Origin of the sequence: Mesorhizobium sp. B1-1-5 (assembly GCF_006443065.1) — a bacterium.
In the GTDB taxonomy this organism is placed as follows: Bacteria; Pseudomonadota; Alphaproteobacteria; order Rhizobiales; family Rhizobiaceae; genus Mesorhizobium.
The window spans coordinates 1-1,591 of sequence record NZ_VFWS01000335.1; the positions used below are offsets into that span (position 1 = coordinate 1).

Annotated in this window: 3 protein-coding genes; all 3 read right to left on the reverse strand. The window is 62.5% G+C overall.

The features are described 5' to 3' along the window. A partial coding sequence (locus FJ980_RS31070) for an ATP-binding cassette domain-containing protein (RefSeq protein WP_140547371.1) occupies positions 1–163 on the reverse strand: 163 nt, incomplete at its 3' end. Continuing rightward, positions 160–819 (reverse strand): amino acid ABC transporter permease, encoded by a 660-nt coding sequence (locus tag FJ980_RS31075; RefSeq protein ID WP_140522073.1) that lies wholly within the window; start codon positions 817–819, stop codon positions 160–162. The genes FJ980_RS31075 and FJ980_RS31070, both read right to left, overlap by 4 nt. Before the next feature lie 11 nt (positions 820–830). Beyond that, a complete protein-coding gene (locus FJ980_RS31080) occupies positions 831–1,478 on the reverse strand; it encodes an amino acid ABC transporter permease (protein WP_140493767.1) in 648 nt (215 codons plus the stop codon). Positions 1,479–1,591: the final 113 nt, after the last annotated feature.

Sequence of the window (1,591 nt, forward strand, 5' to 3'; positions counted from 1 at the left end):
GGTTGATGGAACGCAGCAGCGTGCTCTTGCCGGAGCCGCTCGGGCCGATGATTGCGACGATCTGCCCACGTTCGACCGATAGGTCGATACCTCTGAGGACCTCGACGGCGCCAAACGATTTGCGTGCGCCGCGGACCTCGACCATCGGCCGCTGCGTGCTCATCGGGAAACCTCCACATGTCTTTCGAACCTATGCAGGGCCGCTTCGAGCGCGAGGTTGAGAATGTAGTAGAGCGCGGCGGCAGTGATGTAGAATTCGAAAGGGCGAAACGTTTCGCTGATCGCCAGTTGCGCCGAGTGAACCAGCTCGGCAATGCCGATGACCGAGACGATGGAGGATTCCTTCAACAGCGCGATCAAATTGCTGCCGATCGGCGGCGCCGTGTTGCGGATGGCCTGCGGTATCACGACATGGCGCAGCGTCTGCCACTTGCCGAAGCCGATGCTGCGTGCACCTTCCGTCTGGCCGACATCGACGGCCACGATGCCCGCGCGGATGACATCGGCATTGTAGACGGCAAAATGCAGTCCAAGGCCGACAATGCCGGCCACGAGGGCAGGGATGTCGATGCCGACCTGCACCAGGCCAAAATAGATCAGGAAGAGCTGCAACAGCAGCGGCGTGCCCATGAACACCCACATGAAGGCGCGCACGGGGTAGGCCAGGATTGCCGGCGCGTAGAGTACGACAACCGCAAAGAAGATGCCGCCGGCGAAGCTAAGCGCTCCCGCCGAGACCGTCAGCACTGATGTCCACCAGGCGCCGGTCAGCAGAAGATCCCAGTAGGGCGCGATGACTGTGAAATCCAGGCCTTGCATCGTGTTCTGCCTCAGACGATCGCGAAGCGTTTGTCGAGCATGTCGACTATGCGGGCGACGGCATAGACCATGATCATGTAGAGCAGGGCCGCGACGCCGAAGATTTCGAACGGCTTGTAGGTGGAGCCGATGAAGCGCTGCGCGGTGTAGGTCAATTCCACGACCGAGATGGTGGACACCAGGGCCGAGCCTTTCAGCAGCGCAACCGTGTTGACGCCGAGCGGGCGGATCATCAGCCTGGCGGCTTGCGGCAGCACCACCTTGCGCAAGGTCTGGAACCGGCCGAATCCGATCGTGCGGGCTGCCTCCGTCTGGCCGCGGTCGACCGCCACCACCGCGCCCCGGATTGATTCCGCCATATACGCGCCGATATTGAGGCCGAGGCCGATCACGCCGGCCGCGAACGGATCCAGATTGATGCCGATCTGCGGGCCGCCGAAATAGAGCACGAAGAGCTGGATCAGGCACGGTGTGCCGCGAAACAGGCTCACATAGAGCGTGCCGACGGCCCGCAGGATCGCCGATCTCGACATTCTTGCGGTCGCGGCAAGTGCTGCCACGGCCAGCCCCAGAACCAGGGCCAGCGCTGTCAGTTCCAGCGTCACCAAGGCGGCTTCCACGAAGAACGGGAAGACGCGCTGCATCAAGGAGAAATCCATGGAATGGCCCGGCGCAGTGGCTTTCGGCTTCAGGCGGCCTGGACCGCCGAAGCCTGGCGAAGTTAGCGGATGTCGCTGCCGACCCAGTGCATCGATATCTTCTCGTATGTACC

Coding starts and splice junctions, on each gene's coding strand:
- FJ980_RS31075 (WP_140522073.1), bottom strand. CDS start 819: ATGCAAGGCCTGGATTTCACAGTCATCGCGCCCTACTGGGATCTTCTG.
- FJ980_RS31080 (WP_140493767.1), bottom strand. CDS start 1,478: ATGGATTTCTCCTTGATGCAGCGCGTCTTCCCGTTCTTCGTGGAAGCC.